Here is an 18,305-nt window from a genome sequence, read left to right on the forward strand (position 1 = left end):
CGGACCCGCCATCTCCAGACCCGACCGCTCACGTTGTGGACATGTGCGACGTCCCGCGTGGTGGCGCTGCGCTGCCGACTCCGGGCCGGGCCGCTGGTGGTGTGTCGGTTGCCGGTACGCGCGGGCGTGCGCGTGGTGCCGCTGCGCTGCCGACTTCGGGCCGGGCCGTTCATGCGGTGTCGGATGCCGGTATTCGCGGGCGTGTGTGTGGTGGCGCTGCGCTGCCGACTCCGCGCGGGGCTGCTCGTGGTGTGTCGGTTGTGGACATCCCCGGCGCTATTCGTGTCGGCGCTGCGCTGTCCGCGCCGGAACGGACGGTTCATGCCGCGTCCTGCGGAGCTTTGCGCACCAGCGTCTTGCGCACAGCGGTCGCGATGACGTCGCCGTGCTGGTTGCGCCCGGTGTGCGCGAAGGTGACGATGCCCTCCCCCGGACGACTCTTCGACTCGCGCTTGTCGGTGACCACGGTCTCGGCGTACATCGTGTCGCCGTGGAACACCGGCTTGGGGAACGCGACCTCCGAGAAGCCGAGGTTCGCCACTATGGTGCCCTGGGTCAGCTGCGCCACCGACAGCCCGATCAAGGTGGACAGGGTGAACATCGAGTTCACCAGCCGCTGGTTGAACGGGGGCAACTGCTCGCTGAACGCCGCGTCCAGGTGCAGCGCCTGCGTGTTCATCGTCAGCGTGGTGAACAGGACGTTGTCCGCCTCGGTGATGGTGCGCCCGGGCCGGTGCTGGTAGATCACCTCGGTGTCGAACTCCTCGAACCACAGGCCGCGCTGCACGACCGTGCGGCGGGTCACAGGCCCAGCTCCCGGCCGATCAGCATCAGCTGCACCTCCGTCGTCCCTTCCCCGATCTCCAGGATCTTGCTGTCGCGATAGTGCCGCGCGACGGCGTATTCGTTCATGAACCCGTAGCCGCCGAAGATCTGTGTCGCGTCGCGGGCGTTGTCCATGGCGGCCTCGCTGGCCACCAGCTTCGCGATGGAAGCCTGCTTCTTGAACGGCTTGCCCGCCAGCATCAGCGCCGCCGCGTCGTAGTAGGCGGTGCGCGCGGCGTGCGCCCGCGCCTCCATCCTGGCGATCTTGAAGGCGATGGCCTGGTTGCGGCCGATGGCCGAGCCGAACGCCTCACGCTCCTTGGCGTAGCGCACGCTCTCCTCGACGCAGCCCTGCGCGGCCCCGACCGCGAGCGCGGCGATGGCGATGCGCCCCTCGTCGAGGATGCGCAGGAAGTTCGCGTAGCCGCGCCCGCGCTCGCCGAGCAGGTTCTCCTCGGGTACCCGCACGTCGGTGAAGCTGAGCGGATGGGTGTCGGAGGCGTTCCAGCCGACCTTGTTGTACGCGGGTTCGGCGACGAAACCGGGCGTGTCGGTCGGCACAAGGATGGTGGAGATCTCCTTCTTGCCGCCGGTGTTCCCGGTCACGGCGGTCACCGTGACGAGCTTGGTGATGTCGGTGCCGGAGTTGGTGATGAACTGCTTGGAGCCGTTGATGATCCATTCGCCGCCGTCGGCGACCGCGGTGGTCCTGGTGCCGCCCGCGTCGCTGCCCGCGCCCGGCTCGGTGAGCCCGAACGCGGCGAGGTTGCGGCCGCTGGTCAGCTGCGGCAGCCATTCCTGCTTCTGCTTGTCGTTGCCGAAGCGGTAGATCGGCATCGCGCCCAGCGACACACCGGCCTCCAGCGTGATCGCCACGCTCTGGTCGACCTTGCCCAGTTCCTCGAGCGCCAGGCACAGCGCGAAGTAGTCGCCGCCCATGCCGCCGTACTCCTCGGGGAACGGCAGGCCGAACAGGCCCATCTCGGCCATCCCCGCCACCACCTCGTAGGGGAAGGTGTGGTTGGCGTCGTGCTCGGCCGCCACCGGAGCGACCACCGACCGCGCGAAGTCGCGCACGGTCAGCGCGAGATCGCGGTACTCCTCCGGCAGCGTGCCGGTGGACAGGAAGTCGGTCATGCGGGGATTCCTTCTCGTTCGGTGTGATTCGTTTCGGCATGCGCGACGACGCGCGCCAGCACCTGGTCCAGGCGCACCTGGGCACCCGGCTCGACCAGTAGTTCGACGGTTCCGGCGACCGGCGCGGTGAGCGCGTGCTCCATCTTCATCGCCTCCACGACGACCACCGGATCTCCGGCGGCGACGACGGCGCCGGAAGCGACCGGCGCCGCGATCACCGAACCCGGCATGGGGGAGCGGATCTCGGCGTCGCCCACGTGTTCGTCACCGCCGCGCACGTTGGCCTCGGCCACTTCGCGCAGCGCCGCGATGCCGGACGGTCCCGCCACCCACAGCAGGCCGTCCTGTTCGGCGACCCGGTAGGTGCGGCGCAAACCGTCCAGGGTGAGCGTGAGCACGCCCGCGGACGGCGTGGACGCGGTGAACGACGCGCTCAGCGAACGACTTTCGCCCTCATCGACTCGTACCGCCCCGTTTCCTGGCGTGCCGGAGAGATAGACGTGCTCGACCCGCTCGCCGCCCGCGAGCCGGATGGGAGTGGGGGCGTCGGTCCCGATCCGCCAGCCGGACGGCACCTCCCAGGGATCGCGCGGCGCGGCCGGCCAGCGGCGCAACCAGTGCCATGCCGCCGCCGCGACGAACACGTCGTCGCCGACGGAAGCGGGCCGGAAGTCGGCGACCCGCCGATCCAGCAGGCCGGTGTCCAGCCGCCCTTCGGTCACGTCCGGGTCATCGAGCAGGACACGCAGGAATTCGATATTGCTGGTGACGCCGAGCAGGACGGTGTCGGCCAGCGCGCGATCCAGTTTCGCCAGCGCGGCCGGGCGGTCGGCGGCATGGGCGATGACCTTCGACAGCATCGGGTCGTAGTCGCTGCCGACGCGCGTGCCGATCCGCAGGCCCGAATCGACCCGCACGCCGGGGCCCTCCGGCTCGTCGAGGTCGAGCACGGTGCCGCCGGTGGGCAGGAACCCGCGCCCGGGATCCTCCGCGTACACCCTGGCCTCGATCGCGTGCCCGACCATGCGGATGTCGTCCTGCGCCACCGCCAGCTTCTGCCCGGCCGCCACCCGGACCTGGCATTCCACCAGGTCGACGCCGGTGACCAGCTCGGTGACCGGATGCTCGACCTGTAGCCGGGTGTTCATCTCCATGAAGAAGAACTCGTCGGGACGGTCGGCGGAGACGATGAACTCCACGGTGCCCGCGCCCACGTAGTCCACGCTGCGCGCGGTGTTGCAGGCGGCGGCGCCGATCCTGGCCCTGGTGGCCGCGTCCAGCAGCGGCGAGGGCGCCTCCTCGATCACCTTCTGATGGCGGCGCTGCAGGCTGCATTCGCGTTCGCCCAGGTGCAGCACGTTGCCGAACTGGTCGGCGAGCACCTGCACCTCGATGTGCCGGGGCCGGGTGACGAAGCGTTCCAGGAACAGCGTGTCGTCACCGAACGCGGCGGCGGCCTCGCGCCGGGCGCTGCGCAGCGCCTCCGGCAGCCGGGCCGGATCGTCCACCCGGCGCATGCCCTTGCCCCCGCCGCCCGCGGACGGCTTGACCAGCACCGGGAAACCGACCTCGGCGGCCGCGGCGATCAGCTCGTCGTCGGTCAGGCCGGGCGTGGCGATGCCGGGCACCACCGGGACGCCGAACGCGGCCACGGTGTTCTTCGCGGTGATCTTGTCGCCCATCACCTCGATGGCGCGGGCCGGCGGGCCCAGGAACACGATGCCCGCCTCGGCCAGCGCGGCGGCGAACGCGGCGTTCTCCGAGAGGAACCCGTAGCCGGGGTGCACCGCTTGCGCGCCGGCCCGCACGGCGGCGGCCACCACCCGGTCGATGGCGAGATAGCTCTCCCGGGCCGGAGCCGGGCCGAGGCGCACCGCCGTGTCGGCTTCGTGAACGTGGCGTGCGTCCGCGTCGGCGTCGCTGTAGACGGCCACCGAGCGAATTCCCAAGGCGCGCAGCGTACGGATCACCCGCACCGCGATCTCGCCGCGGTTGGCGACGAGCACGGTGTCGAATCCGACGGGAACGGATCTGTTCAGCATCGTCATCACATCCGGAATACGCCGTAGGAAACGGGTTCGAGCGGGGCTTGCGCGCACACCGAGAGAGCCAGCCCCAGAACGGTTCTGGTGTCGACGGGATCGATCACGCCGTCGTCCCACAACCTGGCCGTCGAGTAGTACGGGTTGCCCTGACTTTCGTATTGCTCCCGGATCGGGGCCTTGAACGCCTCTTCGTCCTCGGCCGACCACGGCTGCCCGTTGCTGTCGAGCTGGTCGCCGCGCACGGTCGCCAGCACCGACGCCGCCTGCTCGCCGCCCATCACCGAGATGCGTGCGTTCGGCCACATCCACAGGAAGCGCGGCGAATACGCGCGCCCGCACATCGAGTAGTTGCCCGCGCCGTAGGAGCCGCCGATGACGACGGTGAGCTTCGGCACGCGCGCGCAGGCCACCGCGGTCACCATCTTCGCGCCGTGCTTGGCGATGCCGCCCGCCTCGTAGTCGCGGCCGACCATGAAGCCGGTGATGTTCTGCAGGAACAGCAACGGGATGCTGCGTTTGTCGCACAGCTCGATGAAATGCGCGCCTTTCATGGCGGATTCGCTGAACAGAACGCCGTTGTTGGCGACGATGCCCACCGGATGTCCGTGGATGTGCGCGAATCCGGTGACCAAGGTCTTGCCGTATCCGGCCTTGAACTCGTGGAAGCCGCTCTCGCCCTCGGGGGTGCCGTCGACCAGGCGGTGGATCACTTCGCGCACGTCGTAGGGGGTGCGCAGATCCACCGGCACCACGTCGTAGAGCTCGGATTCCGGCGCGGCGGGCGCGATGACGGGACGCACGTCCCACGGGACCGGCGTGCGCGGTCCGAGGGTGGCCACGATGCGGCGCACGATGCGCAGCGCGTCCTGGTCGTCCTCGGCCAAGTGGTCGGTGACACCGGAGGTGCGCGAATGCAACTCGCCGCCGCCGAGTTCCTCGGCCGTGACCACCTCACCGGTCGCGGCCTTCACCAGCGGCGGGCCGCCGAGGAAGATGGTGCCCTGGTTGCGCACGATCACGGCCTCGTCGCTCATCGCGGGCACGTAGGCGCCACCGGCGGTGCACGAGCCGAGCACCGCGGCGATCTGCGGGATTCCCTTGGCGCTCATGGTCGCCTGGTTGTAGAAGATCCGCCCGAAGTGCTCCCGGTCGGGGAAAACCTCGTCCTGGCGCGGCAGGTACGCGCCGCCGGAGTCGACCAGATACACGCACGGCAGCTGGTTCTGCAACGCGATCTCCTGCGCGCGCAGATGCTTCTTCACCGTCATGGGGTAGTAGGTGCCGCCCTTGACCGTCGCGTCGTTGGCCACGATCACGCACTCCCGGCCGGACACCCGGCCGATCCCGGTGATGATCCCGGCGCCGGGGGACTCGTCGCCGTACATCCCGGTCGCGGCCAGCGGGGAGAGCTCGAGGAACGGGCTGCCCGGGTCCAGCAGTTGGTCCACGCGCTGCCGGGGCAGCAGCTTGCCGCGCGCGACGTGGCGGTCGCGCGCCTTCGCGGGCCCGCCCAGCGCCGCGGCGGCCAGCCGGGCGCGCAGGTCGTCGGCCAGCGCCGCGTGCGCGGCGCGGTTTCCGACGGCCTCTTCGGTAACGGTCATCACGCCATCCTGTCGTCCAGTTAGTCGACGATAACTGGAATTCAGGTTAGTCTTGATTAACCGAACTGTCCAGGTCGGCGGAAAGGAACGCGTGTGACCAGTGCCGAATCCGTCGCGCCTACTCGTCGCGAGCAACTGAAGGCGCAACGCCGGACACAACTGCTGGAGGCCGGAGCGCGGTTGATCGCCGACCGCGGCTTCCTCGGCATGCGCCTGGACGACCTGGGCGCCGCCGTCGGGATCAGCGGCCCCGCGGTCTACCGGCACTTCCCGAACAAAGAGGCGCTGCTGGTCGAGCTGCTGGTCGGGGTGAGCCAGCGCCTGCTCGACGGCGGCAAGGCGGTGGTGGCGGGCGCGAACTCCGCCGAACAGGCGCTGGCCGGGCTGGTCGATCACCACTTGGACTTCGCGCTGGGCGAACCGGAGCTGATCCGCATCCAGGACCGCGATCTGGACAACGTGCCCGCCGCCGCCCGTCGTGAGATCCGCCGCACCCAGCGCCGGTACGTGGAGATCTGGGTGGGCGTGCTGCGCGAGCTGCATCCGGAGCTACCCGAGGAGACGGCGCGGGTGCAGGCCCACGCCGTCTTCGGGCTGATCAACTCCACCCCGCACAGCGCGAGCGAGGCGACCGCCGCACGGGCCCGGCCGGTGCTGCGCGGGATGGCGCTGACCGCGCTGGGTTGAGCGCCCCCTCATCGAGCGCTCCACCCGCCGTCCATCGTGTAGGCCGCGCCGGTCACCATGCCCGCCTCCGGCGACACGAGCCAGCTCACCAGCGACGCCACCTCCTCCGGCTCGACGAGGCGCTTGATCGCGCTCTCGGTGAGCAGGATCTTCTCCACCACCTCCTGCTCGGGCACGCCGTGTGCCTTGGCCTGGTCGGCGATCTGCTTGTCCACCAGCGCTGTCCGCACATAGCCCGGGTTGACGCAATTGCTCGTCACGCCGTGCGGACCGCCCTCCAGGGCGGTGACCTTCGACAAGCCTTCCAGCCCGTGTTTGGCCGTCACATAGGCGACCTTGTATTCGGAGGCCCGCAGGCCGTGCACCGACGAGATGTTGACGATCCGTCCCCAGCCCTGCCGGTACATGTGCGGCAGCGCCGCGCGCACCAGCAGGAACGGCGCCTCGACCATCAGCGTGAGCAGGTCGCGGAAGCGCTGCGGCGCGAACTCCTGGATCGGGCTGACGTGCTGCACCCCGGCGTTGTTCACCAGGATGTCGACGTCGAGCGCCAGGTCTTCCAGCGCCGCGACGTCGAGCAGATCCACCGCCCACGCCCTGCCGCCCAGTTCCCCCGCCACGGTCTTCGCGCCTGCCTCGTCGACGTCCGCGACCGTGACCGTCGCGCCGCGCGCCGCGAGGGCGCGAGCGCACGCCGCGCCGATGCCGCTCGCGCCGCCGGTGACCAGGGCGCTGCGCCCAGCCAGAGCACTCATCGCACGGTCACTTCGGCCCGCGCGCCGAGCGTCGCGGCGTCGGCGTGATCGATGCTCTCCAAGGTCAGCCCCTTCGTCTCTCGGGCGACGAGCACGGCGATCGCGCTCACCGCCGCGGCGCCCGCCAGGTACCAGGCGATCGGCACCGCGGAGTGGTAGGTGTTCAGCAGCCGGACGGCGATGATCGGCGCGAGCGAACCGGCCACGATCGAGGTCACCTGATAGCCCAGCGACACACCGGAGTAGCGCATCCGGGTGGGGAACATCTCGGCCATGATCGCGGGCTGTCCGGCGTACATGAAGGCGTGGAAGATCAAGCCGATGACGATGGCGGACATGATGACCACGTTGTGCCCGCTGTCCATCATCGGGAAGGCGAAGAAGCCCCAGGTGCCCGCGGTGAGCGCGCCGATCAGGTAGACCGGCCGCCTGCCGAAGCGGTCGGACAGGCTGCCCACCAGCGGGATGGTCACGAAGTGCACCGCGTGCGCGGCGAGCAGCCACCACAGGATCACCGCGGTGTCGGCGTGCACCTGTGTCTTCAGGTAGGTGATGGTGAACGTGACCACCAGGTAGTACATGACGTTCTCGCCGAAACGCAGCCCCATCGCGGTGAGCACGCCGCGCGGGTAGCGGCGCAGCACCTCGACCACGCTCAGCGAGGTCGCCTCGAGCTGCTCGGCTTCCTTCTGCGCCGCGACGAAGATGGGCGCGTCGGTGATCTTGGTGCGGATGTAGTAGCCGATCAGCACCACGACCGCCGACAGCCAGAACGCGACCCGCCAGCCCCAGCCGAGGAACGCCTCGTCCGACAGCGTGGAGGTGAGTACGAGCAGCACCACCGTCGCCAGCAGATTGCCCGCGGGCACGCCCGCCTGCGGCCAGCTCGCCCAGAAGCCGCGGCTGCGGCTCGGGCTGTGCTCGGCGACCAGCAGCACCGCGCCGCCCCACTCCCCGCCGACCGCGAAACCCTGGATGAAGCGCAGCGTCACCAGCAGCGCGGGCGCCCAGTAGCCGATCTGCCCGAAGGTGGGCAGGCAGCCCATCAGGAACGTCGCGCTGCCCACCAGCACCAGACTGAACTGCAGCAGCTTCTTGCGGCCGTACTTGTCACCGAAGTGCCCGAAGACCACGCCGCCGAGCGGGCGCGCCGCGAACCCGACCGCGTAGGTGATGAACGCGGCGAGGATGGCGTCCAGGTCGCTGGTGCCCTTGGCGAAGAACACCTTGCTGAACACCAGCGTGGCGGCGGTGCCGTAGAGGAAGAACTCGTACCACTCCACGACGGTGCCCGCCATCGACGCGGCCACCACGCGGCGCAGGCCGCTGGTCGTCCCGCCGGAATCCGCCGCCGCTGTCGTCGCGGCGCTGTGCTCCCTCATCGCACTTCTCCTTCGTGCCGGCGGCCACACTTCGATCTCGATGTGACGGCCCCCACATTGCTCGGCTGCACCGAGTATTAGTGCAGACGATTTGCGCCGCAATGACCATTAATGCAGTTCGGCTCTGCAAAGATGCAGATATGCGTCCGGCCTCTGCTGGCCGTCCCAGCGCGGACGACCTTCTCGTGCTCTTGGCCGTCGGGCGCTCCGGCCGATTCGTGACCGCGGCCGAAGAGCTCGGCATCAACCACACCACCATCTCCCGGCGTATCGCCGCGCTGGAGCAGACCCTCGGCGGCCGCGTGCTCACCCGGGTGGCCGGTGGCTGGGAACTGACCGATCTCGGCCGGGAGGCCCTGGCCGCGGCGGAGGCGGTGGAGTCGGCGGTGAAATCACTGGCCGCGGACGAGAGCGGCAACCGGGTGCTGGAGGGCGTGGTCCGGATCTCGGCGACCGACGGGTTCAGCGCCTACATCGCCGCGCCCGCGGCCGCGGAGGTGCGGCGGCGGCACCCGAAGATCTCGGTGGAGATCGTGGCGACCACCCGGCGCGCCTCGCAGCAGCGGTCGGGACTCGACCTCGAGATAGTGGTCGGCCGGCCGCAGGTGCATCGCGCCACCGCCACGCATCTGGCCGACTACTGCCTCGGCCTCTACGGTTCCCGCGAATATCTGCGCGAGCACGGCGCGCCCGCGACCATCGAGGACCTGGCGCGCTATCCGTTGGTCTACTTCATCGATTCGATGCTGCAGGTCGACGATCTCGACCTGGCCTCCAGTTTCGCGCCCACCATGCGCGAATCCGTCTCCTCCACCAACGTTTTCGTGCACGTGGAGGCCACGCGCGCGTCGGCGGGCCTCGGTCTGCTGCCCTGCTTCATGGCCGACCGTCACGCGGATCTCGTTCGCGTGCTGTCCGATTCGGTGACCGTGACCCTCGGCTACTGGCTCGTCGCCCGCACCGAGACCCTCCGCCGCCCCGAAGTAGCCGCCGTCGTCACGGCGATCCGCGCCATGGTCGCCGACCAGCGCGACACCCTCCTCGGTCGCGGTCGTTGACGGTCCTCGGCTCGACCACCCAGGGAAGACGGGCTCGGCCCGTGCGTCGTGCGACACCATAGAACTACGTCGACCAGGCGGCGAAGGAAACGAAATCGACCAGGAGGGCCCCGGTGGAGCTCAGGGACATCGAGATCTTCTTGATACTGGCCGAGGAACTGCACTTCGGTCGCACCGCACTACGGCTGCACCTGTCCCAGGCGCGGATCAGCCAGTCCATCAAGAATCAGGAACGCCGCATCGGCGCCCGTCTCGTCGATCGCTCCAATCCACGCAATATCCAGCTGACTCCGATCGGGAGCCGGCTGTACGCCGAACTGCTGCCGAACTATCACGGCGTGGTCCGAGCCATCGAACACGCCCGCCAGAGCGCGCGGGGTATCTCCGATGTGTTGCGGGTCGCCATGATCGGCTACAACCCTTCCGACTATCAGCCGTTCTGGGATGCGTTCCGTCGTAACCATCCCACCTGGGAACTGCGTATCCGCAGTAGCGAATTCGGTGACCAGTTCGGCCCGCTGCGCCGCGACGAAGCCGACATCGTCATCGCCTGGCTCCCCGTCGAAGAACCGGGCTTGACTGTGGGGCCGACCATCTTCACCGAGCGCATGGTGGCGTTGATGCCCGACAATCATGAACTGGCGGGTGAAAAATGGATATCGATGGAGACTTTCGGCGATCGCGGCGTACTCGCGCCTGCCGACCCTCTGCCCGATTACTGGGAGGACGCGGTCAGCCCTTTCCACACTCCTTCCGGGCGCCCCATCCACCGCGTCGCGCCCATCTCGACGTTGGAAGACATCCTGGTCAGCGCCAGCACAAGCGAGGTCTTCACGAGCTGCATGAGTCATATCGCTCGGTACTATCCGCGCCCGGGCATCACCTATACGCCGATCAGCGATTCCCCGCTGGTTCGCTGGGCGTTGGTCTGGCGCACGGAGTCGGAGACCCAGCAGATTCGCGCTCTCGCCCGAGTAGTCCGCGACCTGGGTGCGCTGGAACGGGGTTGAGAAAGCCGCCTCTCACGCTCGATCCCAGCGCTTCAGCAGTTCCGCGCGGGCGCTGCGAGGCAGCATCAGTTGCTGTTGTTCCGCGACGAGCCCAGCCGCTTGCATCGGAGGTGGCGTCCCGGTCGGGGGACCGACGGGCGAGAACCCCAACTTCAGATGCGCGGCATAGGCTTCGGTGCGGATCGTCGTATTGGAGTGGACATCGACATCACCGAAGAATTGCAGCGCTTCGCGCATCAAGGCGCGCCCTATGCCCATGGCGTGATACTCCGGCAGAATGTGCCACGCGTAGAGCTGCCCATCGCCATTCGGTCGCCGCGCGGCCTCGACGAAGCCGGTGATCTGCCCATCGGGGGCGCGATGCACGAAGAAGGTTCGCCCGTACTCGGTAAGCGATGTCGTGAGCTCTCGATGTTTTCGCGATGCCATGTCGGCGATGAGCCGCTGTACTCCGCCGGTTTCGGCGCCGGGCAGATTCTCATAGGCCTTCTCACATCCCCGCAGTAGTGCGTTGACCAGACCCGGCACATCCGCCACAGTCGCGTGTTCGATGGCCGACTGCGGGATCTCGCGCCGTCTCCCCTCTGCGGCGCGATCTGATTTGTGCGACGACAGGACCTGTCGCGCTGCCGAGGCATCGGTCGCTCCCGACACTTCCCCGTGTTTCCGGAGTCCGTGAGCGATTGTGCGGTATCCGCTCCCCGCTCCGGCACCGGCTGCCTTCGTTGTCTTCGTCAAGCCGGCTGCGATCCGGGCCAACAAGAGACGTAAGTCTTTCAGCGGAACCACCACAGATCGGCCGAAAGTATTCCCGCCACGACTCGGGCGGATCGGCGAAGCTGCGGAAGGGGCGGGATCTCGGACAACAACGCTCCAGGAGACAAGATCGGATGTGTATCCCAAGCGTGTGATGACCCACCAGCGCAGAACAACGCCGAATCCGGGCGTAGACGATCACTCATACTTATCGGTCGGGACGCGCCCGGCGACAACCACAGGCCGACCGCGCCGTGCCGCACGGCCCAGCCGCTGCGAAGTCACAGGTCTGGTCGAGACCCTGTTGTCATGCCGTGCGGGCGGTGAGGGTGTCGAAGCGGTGGCGGAAGTGTTCGGCGTCGTCACCGCGTGTGCGGGTGGCGGCGACGCGGACCGGGCGGAGTTCGGCGAGGAGGCGCGGTGAATTCACCTGGGTTTCCAGCAGGTTCAGGGTGGTGTGTGCTTCGGTGAGGGCCGAGGTGGTATCGCCGAGGCCCGCGAGGGCGGCGGAGTAGTAGGCGCGGTAGGAGGCTTCGTCGCGGGGGAAGAAGTCGGCGTGGGCGATGCTCTCGCGCCACAGAGCCACCGCCCGGCTGTGGTGGCCGAGCATTCGGAGTCCTCGTGCCTCGTGGGCGCGCAGCTCGGCCTCGGTGACGTGATCCAACCATGCCGGGTCGTCCGGGCTGTCGAGACCGTGGTCGGCTTCGCGCCAGACTCGTGTCATCGCGCGATCGAATTCCCGCTCGTCGCCGACGGCTGCATACGCCGTCGCCTCTTCGGCGGCCTTCAATGCGTTCATGCGGGCCGAAGGAATGCCCCTGACCAATTCGGTCGACCGCCGAGCCAGGCGCACGGGCTCGGCGAACGAGGCTGGTGACGAAGCGGCGAGATTCGCGAGGTCTCCGAGGGCGGCGGCCAATAAAGCATTGTCGCCGCACTGTTCGGCGAGCAGAACCGATTCCGTCAGTCGGCGTCGAGCCGTGCCGGGGCGATTATTATCGCGGGCCAGCCACGCAACGGTATTCGACAACCATCCCGTGGCGCTCACCAACTCGACGCCAATGCGCTGGCCGTACGACCGCGAGTCCAGTAGCCGTCGAACGGAGGCGTATTGCCGTGCTGCGTAGTGGAACACTCCGCCGCCTCCGTGATGGTTGTCGTGCTCCCACAGCCGTTGTGAAAGCGCACGGATGTACGTGACATGACCGGTGCCGACTCGAATCGGTTCCGCCGCCCTGCTCGGCGGTATCGCGACACCCGTCAGTGCCGTCATTGTCGCTGCCAGGCCGAATTGTCTGCGATCCACGTCATCGACTCCTTCGCCAGCCCCGTTGTCGATGGTCCCCGTCTCGGGTGTCGCGAGCAAGAGAGGAAGCAGCGCGGAGCGGGGGATGCCGAGCGCGTCGGCGGCGCGGACCAGTTCCCGCACATCGAAGATGGTCCCGACTTCTCCGCGTTCCACCCGCCCGGCGTGGGTTCGGTCCCAGTGCAGGAGTGCGCCGAAGTCGGCCTGCGAGAGGCCCATTTCTCTACGGACGAGGGCGAGGGCTCGGCCGGGCTGTCCTTCGGCGAGCAACTTGCGGAATTGCGGTGACTTCCACGCGCCGTCGATCTCCTGGTCCATGATTTTTCGCCCCCTGCTCGAAAGTCACCCTGTGGAGCGAACTTAAGCACGATCGCCGAGGTTGTGGCGTGCAACCGCAGATATCGCACACCTGCTCTGGCGCGCTTGACAGCGTGGAGATACGGCTTGCTTTCCTCGAGGCTCGATGTGCGCGCCGCCGGGGTGATGCCGTGCTCGGCACTCCGGACGCGGTGAGCCGCGAACGGTGGCGAAAGCCCCCGGCGGCGGGCGCTCCCGTCGAACGAGAGGTGATCATGAAGCCGAAAGTGGTCGGATATCTGCGCCGCGACATCTCCGGACGCCGCACGCGCAGGCATGAAATGGAAATCCGCGCGCTGGCGAAGGCGTCCGGCTTCGATCTGGCGCGCACCCTGGTCGCCGGGCCGACCGCGCCCGCCTCGCTCACGGCGCTGCTCACCGTGATCGGCCGCGTCGGCGCGATCGCGGTGATCCCCCCTCTCTGTGCCATCTGGAAGACCGCGCGGACGTGATCATGTCGGTGTGCGGGCTGATCACCCTCGATTCCGGGCACATTCCACCGCAGGGCAGGGGACAGCCCGCCGCACCGTGGCCCGGTCCTCGCACGGGCGGTCGAACGAGCGTCTGACCTGATCCTGGGTTGTCAAGCTTCGCTTTTCGCGGGTCGGGCTGGTACGGTCCAGTTCGTTGAATGATCGTTCAATCAATGGAGTGTCGTGGGAAGTCGACGAGAACAGGCGCAGTGGCGGCGCGAGCGCTTGCTCGACGCGGCGTTGGAGGTGTTCGCCGACAAAGGGATCGACGGGGCTTCGGTCAAGGACATCGCGGCTGCCGCCGGGGGCGCGCCCGGCCTGCTGTATCACTATTTCGCCGGAAAAGAGGCGCTGGTGACCGCGTTGTTGCGGGAGCGCGGATTCTCGCGGCAGCTGCGCGAATCGCTGGAGCAGGCGGAGGGCGAGCCGGCGACCGAGGTCTTGCCCCGGGTCATGCGCGAGTTCGACGGCGTCCTGGCCGCCAATGCCAAGCTGATCAGATTGTTTTTTGCCGCCGGGCATTCACACGAGAACGTGCGGGCGGCGCTGGCGGAATTCGTCGGGGAAGGGCAGGCGGTGATGGCCGAGTATCTGCGCTCCCGCGTGGCCGCGGGGGAATTGCGTGACCATGACGCGCGCACGACCGCGACCGCTCTGTTCGCGACTCTCGCCGTCGGGCGCAGCACCGGCATCCCGGTCGATGTCGCCGAACTGGTGGGTCTCGTGCTCCACGGACTTGTTCGTAGCGCGCCATTCGAAGAAGGAGAGATCGCCGGTGCATGACATGAACGTGCAATGCTGCGTGGTAGGCGGCGGCCCCGCCGGGATGATGCTGGGCACGCTGCTCGCCCGGCAGGGTGTCGAGGTGGTGGTGCTGGAAAAACACGCCGACTTCCTGCGCGATTTCCGTGGCGACACCATCCATCCGTCCACTCAGGAGCTCATCCACGAACTCGGCTGGCTGGAGGAATTCCACCGCCTCCCGCACAGCACCATGGATCGCGTCACTGTCGCGGTCGGCGGCGAGCCCGTGACCTTCGCGGATTTCCGGAAGCTGTCGGTCCGCAGCCCGTACATCGCGTTCATGCCGCAATGGGAATTCCTGAATTTCCTGGCGACCAAGGCCGCGGCCTTCCCCGGCTTCCGGCTCCTGCAACCCACGAAGGCAATCGATCTGCTCATCGAGAACGATCGAGTCCTCGGTGTGCGGGCGGCCACCGACACCGAAAGCTTCGAAATACGAGCCGATCTCGTCGTGGCCGCTGATGGCCGCCACTCGCGTATGCGAGAAGCGGCCGGTTTGTGGGCAGCGGCGAGCTCGCCACCGATGGACGTCCTGTGGTTTCGGCTGTCGCGGCGAGCGACGGACCGGGTCGAGTTCTTCCAGGGCGGCAAGGGGGCGATGGTCGCCATCGACCGCGGAGACTACTGGCAAGTGGCGTACACCATTCCCACGAACGCCTACGAAGATCTACGCGCACTCGGCATCGGCGAACTACGCGACAGAATCAGCGCGCTCGCCCCCGCATTGCGAGACCGCGTTCACGAACTCACCGATTGGGCCGACGTTCACCAGCTGACGGTTCGTGTCGACCGGCTCGTCAAGTGGTATCGACCGGGCCTGCTCTGCATAGGCGATGCCGCCCACGCCATGTCACCGGCGGGTGGCGTCGGCATAAATCTGGCCATCCAGGACGCTGTCGCAACCGCGAACATCCTCGGCCCGAAACTGCTCGCGCACAACCTGACCGACGCCGATCCGCCTCGCGTGCAGGCCCGCCGCCAACTGCCCGTCAGACTGACCCAGCTGTTCCAGTTGGCCATTCTGCGCGACCTCTACCCCAAAAATCTGCACGACGACACAGCCACTCACGTCCCGCCGATCTTCCGCGTCTTCCGGCGGCTGCCGGTGCTGCGCCACGCGGTGGGCCGATTCATCGGAATCGGCGTTCGCCCGGAACACATCCGCCCCTGAACACCGCCCCAGACGAGCCCGGGCTCGCCCTGGCAGTAAGGCATGGGAGAAATCGGGCCGTCGCTTTCAGAACGTGCGGTGATGGCTCGTCCGAGCGCAGTTCGAACCCTTCCGTTATGTCGATGGTGTCGTCCACAGAGCGCTGATCTGCAATAGCGGAGTTCGACGGCATGCCCCCTGATCCGCACACCAGCGGCGGGGCATGGTTTTCGTCGTTTCGCCGGAGGGTCGAGAGTGCAGGACTATGGGGACGTGAGTACTCCTGCACCCGGACCTGTCTTCGACGTGATCGCCGTGCTGAACGGCGTGGTGGACCTGCACTCCTATCCGCGCCGGAACCTGGTCCTGAGCTCGCCGCTGCGGCTGGAGTTCCGCGCTCTGGGGGACAACAGGTCCACGATCTTCGAGCCGGTTGTCCACCTGCTCAATGGCATCGAACTGCTCGAATCCCAGGGTTGGGAGTTGGTCAGTGTGATCGAACGGAGCGTCGACAGCTCGGACACGAGGGAGTGCTGCGTGATGGCGTTCATGCGCCGCCCCTGATCAAGACCGGTCGGCCGGACGTCTCCGGGCCGCCGAAATCTTCCGGAGCAGTGGTCTGACCGCTGATCCGGTGCACGGCCGCGTATGGGTCATCCGGCCTGGGGGTGCGGGCGCAAGTCGATCGTGTCGCGCGCCCGTGCCCACACGCCCTGGGCGTCGAACCCGGCGGCCTGCCACGAGTCGGTGGCGAGACCGACTCGGGCGCGCCACTTCCGCATGATGTCGGCGTGCACCGGCCAGCGCACGAACCGTCGCATGTCCTGCTCGGTCTCCCACACCGAGATCGAACCGCCGCGCGCTTCCGACGGCCGCGCCCACAACCACAGGCCGACCGCGCCGTGCAACCGCAGATATCGCACACCTGCTCTGGCGCGCTTGACAGCGTGGAGATACGGCTTGCTTTCCTCGAGGCTCGATGTGCGCGCCGCCGGGGTGATGCCGTGCTCGGCACTCCGGACGCGGTGAGCCGCGAACGGTGGCGAAAGCCCCCGGCGGCGGGCGCTCCCATCGAACGAGAGGTGATCATGAAGCCGAAAGTGGTCGGATATCTGCGCCGCGACATCTCCGGACGCCGCACGCGCAGGCACGAAATGGAAATCCGCGCGCTGGCGAAGGCGTCCGGCTTCGATCTGGCGCGCACCCTGGTCGCCGGGCCGACCGCGCCCGCCTCGCTCACGGCGCTGCTCACCGTGGTGGTTCGCGTCGGCGCGGTCGCGGTGCTGACTCCGACGCTGGAGCACGTGGAATTCCGGGCGGACGAGATCATGTCGGTGTGCGCGCTGATCACCCTCGAATCTCGCCACTTCCCGCCGCAAGGGAGGGCCGCACCCCGCCGTGTCATGGACCCTCGGGTCCCGCATCGGCCGTCGGATAAGCCTCGGCCACCGTGATCCGCGCCAATGGTCACCGAGCTTTTCGGCCGACCCATCGATGTCGTCACGAAGGTGACTACCGCAGGCCTCCAGTAGAGCCGGAGGACCGAAGCCGACGGGAGAATCCTGCGGTGGTCCCGCGATGAGTTCCAGTGCTCCAGCACGTCTAACTCTTCGAGGCCGTGTCGGTCTCGCAGGGATAGGAGAGCTCGATGTCTGAAACGAACCAGGAATCATCGGGACCGCGACGGCTGGCCCAGCATCCGACCGTCCAGCGGATGGCGCAGCGGCCGCGGACCACGCCTGACCCGGTGCTGTCCACCGCCCGGCTGCGCGAGATCTGCCTTGCCGCAGGCGCGGACGACGTGGGCTTCGTTCGGGTCGACGACCCGCGCGTGGCCGAAGAACTCGAGCATGCGCGCGGAATACTTCCCACAGCACGGACATTCATCGCCTTCTGTGTGCGGATGAATCGCGATAATCTACGCAGTCCCCAGCGCAGCCTGGCCAATACCGAGTTCAACCACGCCGACGACGAAACCAACGAGGTCTCGCGCCGGATCACGCGGGCACTCCAGGACGCCGGCTATCGCGCCGTGTACCCGGCGCCGGGATATCCGATGGAGGTCGATCAGTTTCCCGGGCGCGTCTGGGTGATCGCGCACAAGGTGGTGGCGCAGGCCGCGGGTTTGGGGGTGATGGGTATTCACCGCAACGTCATCCATCCGAAGTTCGGCAACTTCATCCTGCTCGGCACCGTGGTGACCGATGCCGTGGTCGACGAGCCGAGCGCCGCGCTGGATTTCAACCCGTGTCTCGAGTGCAAGCTGTGCGTGTCCGCCTGCCCGGTCGGCGCGATCACCGACGAAGGCGGGTTCGATTTCCAGGCGTGCTACACGCACAACTACCGGGAGTTCATGGGCGGCTTCACCGATTGGGCCGAAACCATCGCAGACAGCGCCGACCGTGCCGAGTACCGCGAACGCGTGACCACGGGTGAGTCGTTCTCGATGTGGCAGAGCCTGTCTTTCAAACCGAACTACAAGGCCGGCTACTGCATGGCCGTTTGCCCGGCCGGCGAGGATGTGATCGGAGCTTTCCTCGACGACCGGAAGGGGCACTTGGCGGAGGTGGTGCGGCCGTTGCAGAACAAGCCGGAACCCGTCTACGTGCTGCCGGGCTCCGCCGCGGAGGAGCACGTCACACGCCGTTTCCCGGCCAAGACCCCGAAGCCGGTCACCAACGGCTTCCCGGACGAGGTGAACACGCTGCTCGATCAGATCGGCCCACGGCCTCGCCCGCGCGGCGCCTCGGACTGATCGGGGAGCGAGTTCTCCGCCGCTGAAGCGGGCTCGGCCAGGCGCCGGGCCCGCCGGGCGCATGATTTCCGACCCGGGCCGGGCAGCAGCGCGGTGCGGTTGTCTGGAGCCTGCCCTCGTCCGGAGAAACCGACCGATCGGTAGTAAATTCCCTTCCTGAGACGTCGACCGTCCGTCCCGGATCTCCGCCCGGGCCGGACGTCG

General features: G+C 68.0%; 18 protein-coding genes. 9 read left to right on the forward strand and 9 right to left on the reverse strand.

Annotated elements, in window-relative coordinates; translation table 11 throughout:
* Positions 1–319 precede the first annotated feature (319 nt).
* From GVY64_RS19635 to GVY64_RS19650, 4 genes are read right to left on the reverse strand one after another with little or no spacing between them, the layout of a single operon-like run.
* Positions 320–805 (reverse strand): MaoC family dehydratase, encoded by a 486-nt coding sequence (locus tag GVY64_RS19635; RefSeq protein ID WP_159843457.1) that lies wholly within the window; start codon positions 803–805, stop codon positions 320–322.
* Positions 802–1,962, reverse strand: coding sequence for an acyl-CoA dehydrogenase family protein (locus tag GVY64_RS19640; RefSeq protein ID WP_159843459.1), 1,161 nt, complete (start codon positions 1,960–1,962; stop codon positions 802–804). Before GVY64_RS19640 ends, GVY64_RS19635 begins: the two co-directional genes overlap by 4 nt.
* Positions 1,959–4,004: an acetyl/propionyl/methylcrotonyl-CoA carboxylase subunit alpha gene (locus tag GVY64_RS19645; RefSeq protein ID WP_159843461.1), complete on the reverse strand. Its 2,046-nt coding sequence runs from the start codon at positions 4,002–4,004 to the stop codon at positions 1,959–1,961. Before GVY64_RS19645 ends, GVY64_RS19640 begins: the two co-directional genes overlap by 4 nt.
* A gap of 5 nt (positions 4,005–4,009) precedes the next feature.
* Positions 4,010–5,608, reverse strand: coding sequence for a carboxyl transferase domain-containing protein (locus GVY64_RS19650; RefSeq protein WP_159843463.1), 1,599 nt, complete (start codon positions 5,606–5,608; stop codon positions 4,010–4,012).
* Positions 5,609–5,701: 93 nt separating this feature from the next.
* On the opposite strand from GVY64_RS19650, the gene GVY64_RS19655 reads away from it, so the two are divergent.
* Positions 5,702–6,295, forward strand: coding sequence for an SACE_7040 family transcriptional regulator (locus tag GVY64_RS19655; RefSeq protein ID WP_159843465.1), 594 nt, complete (start codon positions 5,702–5,704; stop codon positions 6,293–6,295).
* An 8-nt stretch (positions 6,296–6,303) separates the two neighbouring features.
* On the opposite strand, the gene GVY64_RS19660 is transcribed toward GVY64_RS19655, so the two are convergent.
* Both GVY64_RS19660 and GVY64_RS19665 read right to left on the reverse strand, forming a co-directional pair.
* Entirely contained in the window at positions 6,304–7,050 is a 747-nt protein-coding gene (locus GVY64_RS19660) for a 3-hydroxybutyrate dehydrogenase (RefSeq protein WP_159843467.1), read from the reverse strand.
* Complete coding sequence (locus GVY64_RS19665; protein WP_159843469.1) at positions 7,047–8,432, reverse strand: MFS transporter; 1,386 nt, start codon at positions 8,430–8,432, stop codon at positions 7,047–7,049. Before GVY64_RS19665 ends, GVY64_RS19660 begins: the two co-directional genes overlap by 4 nt.
* A 140-nt stretch (positions 8,433–8,572) precedes the next feature.
* Between GVY64_RS19665 and GVY64_RS19670 the strand changes: the two genes are divergently transcribed.
* Positions 8,573–9,490, forward strand: coding sequence for a LysR family transcriptional regulator (locus tag GVY64_RS19670; RefSeq protein ID WP_159843471.1), 918 nt, complete (start codon positions 8,573–8,575; stop codon positions 9,488–9,490).
* A 113-nt stretch (positions 9,491–9,603) separates the two neighbouring features.
* Positions 9,604–10,500, forward strand: a complete 897-nt coding sequence (locus tag GVY64_RS19675) for a LysR family transcriptional regulator (protein ID WP_159843473.1) — start codon at positions 9,604–9,606, stop codon at positions 10,498–10,500.
* A gap of 12 nt (positions 10,501–10,512) precedes the next feature.
* Here the strand turns inward: GVY64_RS19675 and GVY64_RS19680 are convergent, their stop codons facing one another.
* Entirely contained in the window at positions 10,513–11,154 is a 642-nt protein-coding gene (locus tag GVY64_RS19680; RefSeq protein ID WP_159843475.1) for a GNAT family N-acetyltransferase, read from the reverse strand.
* Between the two features lie 409 nt (positions 11,155–11,563).
* Entirely contained in the window at positions 11,564–12,880 is a 1,317-nt protein-coding gene (locus GVY64_RS19685) for a helix-turn-helix domain-containing protein (RefSeq protein ID WP_159843477.1), read from the reverse strand.
* A 170-nt stretch (positions 12,881–13,050) separates the two neighbouring features.
* Here GVY64_RS19685 and GVY64_RS19690 point away from each other — a divergent pair, with 170 nt between their 5' ends.
* From GVY64_RS19690 to GVY64_RS19705, 4 genes are all read left to right on the forward strand, one after another.
* Complete coding sequence (locus tag GVY64_RS19690) at positions 13,051–13,371, forward strand: hypothetical protein (RefSeq protein WP_159843479.1); 321 nt, start codon at positions 13,051–13,053, stop codon at positions 13,369–13,371.
* A 204-nt stretch (positions 13,372–13,575) separates the two neighbouring features.
* On the forward strand, positions 13,576–14,175 hold the full coding sequence (locus GVY64_RS19695; RefSeq protein WP_159843481.1) for a TetR/AcrR family transcriptional regulator: 600 nt from the start codon (positions 13,576–13,578) through the stop codon (positions 14,173–14,175).
* Between the two features lies 1 nt (position 14,176).
* Entirely contained in the window at positions 14,177–15,367 is a 1,191-nt protein-coding gene (locus GVY64_RS19700) for an FAD-dependent oxidoreductase (protein WP_159843561.1), read from the forward strand.
* Between the two features lie 252 nt (positions 15,368–15,619).
* Positions 15,620–15,910: a hypothetical protein gene (locus tag GVY64_RS19705; RefSeq protein ID WP_159843483.1), complete on the forward strand. Its 291-nt coding sequence runs from the start codon at positions 15,620–15,622 to the stop codon at positions 15,908–15,910.
* Positions 15,911–15,999: 89 nt separating this feature from the next.
* Here the strand turns inward: GVY64_RS19705 and GVY64_RS19710 are convergent, their stop codons facing one another.
* A complete protein-coding gene (locus tag GVY64_RS19710; RefSeq protein ID WP_159843485.1) occupies positions 16,000–16,269 on the reverse strand; it encodes a hypothetical protein in 270 nt (89 codons plus the stop codon).
* A gap of 165 nt (positions 16,270–16,434) precedes the next feature.
* Here GVY64_RS19710 and GVY64_RS19715 point away from each other — a divergent pair, with 165 nt between their 5' ends.
* Together GVY64_RS19715 and GVY64_RS19720 are read left to right on the forward strand one after the other, a co-directional pair.
* On the forward strand, positions 16,435–16,800 hold the full coding sequence (locus GVY64_RS19715; RefSeq protein ID WP_159843488.1) for a hypothetical protein: 366 nt from the start codon (positions 16,435–16,437) through the stop codon (positions 16,798–16,800).
* A 194-nt stretch (positions 16,801–16,994) separates the two neighbouring features.
* Complete coding sequence (locus GVY64_RS19720) at positions 16,995–18,101, forward strand: epoxyqueuosine reductase (RefSeq protein ID WP_159843491.1); 1,107 nt, start codon at positions 16,995–16,997, stop codon at positions 18,099–18,101.
* Positions 18,102–18,305 lie beyond the last annotated feature (204 nt).

The sequence above is a fragment of the Nocardia sp. CY41 genome, assembly GCF_009829325.1.
In the GTDB taxonomy this organism is placed as follows: Bacteria; Actinomycetota; Actinomycetes; order Mycobacteriales; family Mycobacteriaceae; genus Nocardia.

Excerpts from the sequence above, each read along its gene's own strand:
- GVY64_RS19640 (WP_159843459.1), bottom strand. The coding sequence starts at position 1,962 with ATGACCGACTTCCTGTCCACCGGCACGCTGCCGGAGGAGTACCGCGAT.
- GVY64_RS19645 (WP_159843461.1), bottom strand. The coding sequence starts at position 4,004 with ATGCTGAACAGATCCGTTCCCGTCGGATTCGACACCGTGCTCGTCGCC.
- GVY64_RS19650 (WP_159843463.1), bottom strand. The coding sequence starts at position 5,608 with ATGACCGTTACCGAAGAGGCCGTCGGAAACCGCGCCGCGCACGCGGCG.
- GVY64_RS19660 (WP_159843467.1), bottom strand. The coding sequence starts at position 7,050 with ATGAGTGCTCTGGCTGGGCGCAGCGCCCTGGTCACCGGCGGCGCGAGC.
- GVY64_RS19665 (WP_159843469.1), bottom strand. The coding sequence starts at position 8,432 with ATGAGGGAGCACAGCGCCGCGACGACAGCGGCGGCGGATTCCGGCGGG.
- GVY64_RS19670 (WP_159843471.1), top strand. The coding sequence starts at position 8,573 with ATGCGTCCGGCCTCTGCTGGCCGTCCCAGCGCGGACGACCTTCTCGTG.
- GVY64_RS19685 (WP_159843477.1), bottom strand. The coding sequence starts at position 12,880 with ATGGACCAGGAGATCGACGGCGCGTGGAAGTCACCGCAATTCCGCAAG.
- GVY64_RS19700 (WP_159843561.1), top strand. The coding sequence starts at position 14,177 with ATGAACGTGCAATGCTGCGTGGTAGGCGGCGGCCCCGCCGGGATGATG.
- GVY64_RS19715 (WP_159843488.1), top strand. The coding sequence starts at position 16,435 with ATGAAGCCGAAAGTGGTCGGATATCTGCGCCGCGACATCTCCGGACGC.
- GVY64_RS19720 (WP_159843491.1), top strand. The coding sequence starts at position 16,995 with ATGTCTGAAACGAACCAGGAATCATCGGGACCGCGACGGCTGGCCCAG.